The organism is Luteitalea sp., assembly GCA_009377605.1.
GTDB lineage: Bacteria > Acidobacteriota > Vicinamibacteria > Vicinamibacterales > Vicinamibacteraceae > WHTT01.
Window position 1 is genome coordinate 1 of record WHTT01000200.1, and the last position, 1,631, is coordinate 1,631.

Genomic DNA, 1,631 nt, shown 5'->3' on the forward strand with positions numbered 1-1,631 from the left:
GATCTTCGTGCCGCCAAGATCAATTCCAATTCGTGTGCCGGACACGCGGTTCTTGGTGCTCGACATGCTGGGATTAGGATAGTAGCGAAGAATGCCCCATGGCCCACAGACTCGACCATCCCATCGTGCTCTACGACGGCGTGTGTGGGTTATGCCACCGGAGCGTTCGATTTCTTCTGCGACACGACCCGCGCGGCCGCCTGCGCTTTGCGGCTCTCCAGTCCTCCTTGGGACGCGCGCTGCTCACTCGGCATCATCTCGCGCCCGATGTGCTCGACACGCTCGTCCTGATCGAGCGCGAACGAGCGTCAACACGATCCGACGCCGTGCTCGGCGCCGCGCGGTATCTCGCTCGTCCGTGGCGGTATCTTGCGCTGCTTCGGGTCCTACCGCGCGCCATCCGGGATCGGCTCTACGACCGCGTCGCGCGGTCCCGCTATCGCTGGTTCGGCCGCCTGGATGCTTGTCCGCTCCCAAGCCCCGCCCATCGCGCGCGCTTCCTCGACGCCGACCCGCCGCGGCCCGTTCCCGACTCGTCCGCACGTGTATGAGCGGATGTCCTGGAGCTGTGTACCAGTGCCGACTTGAGGAGTAGGCGGAGGGCAACCAAACCGCGCGCTCGTCCCCGGAACCGTCGTCGGGTCGTGCCATGCCCGCCAATTCTTTGCTTTCGGCACTCAACTTGTGCGACCCGCCTCTCGTCTAAGTCAGCGACGTCAATCTTTCGAGCGTTTTGCCTCGTCACCCGGTGTCCGGATCTGGGACGACGCGTGCCACAGACGGTCACCAGCAGGGGTTGGTTCTGGAAGCTGCGTCGAGATAACATGCGCGTACACGGTCAAATTCGCGCAGGCCCATTGCTGGCACGTTCTTTGGTAGCTCTATACAGCGATGGTTGATATTGCTCGTCCCCCCGAAGTCATACGTCGACGTAAGATGCGCCGCGCCGCCTATGGTGTCGTCGCGCTCACGGCTATCCTGCTCATCACGGTTGGTGTCTCGCGACTCAAACCAGCGGCTCCGCCCGTCGAGCGCGGCACGATCTGGCCCTATACGGTGCAGCGCGGAGCGATGATCCGGAACGTCCGCGGCACGGGCCGGTTGGTGCCACTGGACATCAATTGGGTGGCCGCGCCGGCCGCAGGGCGCATCGATCGCGTGTTGTTGCGACCTGGCGTGCGGGTCGAAGAGAACACCGTCGTCGTCGAGATGAGCAACCCGGTGCTCACACAGGAGGTGACCGGAGCGGAGCTGGAGCTCAAGGGCGCAGAAGCGCGGCTCGCGAAAGCGCGCGCCGACCTCACGTCGGCACTGCTCACGCTGGAGGCAATCGTTGCGGATGTGTCAGCTCGTTACGAGCATGCCAAGGCACAGGCAGACGGATACACGCGGTTACACAAAGATAACCTCGTCTCGGACAACGAGCTGCTGCAGTACACGTCCACAGCAAAGGGCCTTGGCGCCCAGCTCGAGGCTGAGCGTAAACGACTCAAGATCACAGAGCAAACGGCACCGGATCAACTGGCCGAGCAGCAGTCGGAAGTCAACCGGCTCCGGACGGTATACGTGCTCAAGAGGGAGCAGCTCGACGACCTGCGCGTCCGCGCAGGTGTTCCGGGTGTGCTCACGGC

The 1,631-nt window shown here is 63.8% G+C and carries 2 protein-coding genes; both read left to right on the forward strand.

The features are described 5' to 3' along the window. Positions 1 to 98 precede the first annotated feature (98 nt). Complete coding sequence (locus GEV06_28470; GenBank protein ID MPZ21786.1) at positions 99 to 551, forward strand: DUF393 domain-containing protein; 453 nt, start codon at positions 99 to 101, stop codon at positions 549 to 551. A gap of 340 nt (positions 552 to 891) precedes the next feature. Next, positions 892 to 1,631 (forward strand): RND transporter (locus tag GEV06_28475; GenBank protein ID MPZ21787.1); only part of this gene is annotated, 740 nt, incomplete at its 3' end.

What these genes read in the sequence shown, in the direction of transcription:
- GEV06_28470 (MPZ21786.1), top strand. Translation starts at nt 99, where the DNA reads ATGGCCCACAGACTCGACCATCCCATCGTGCTCTACGACGGCGTGTGT.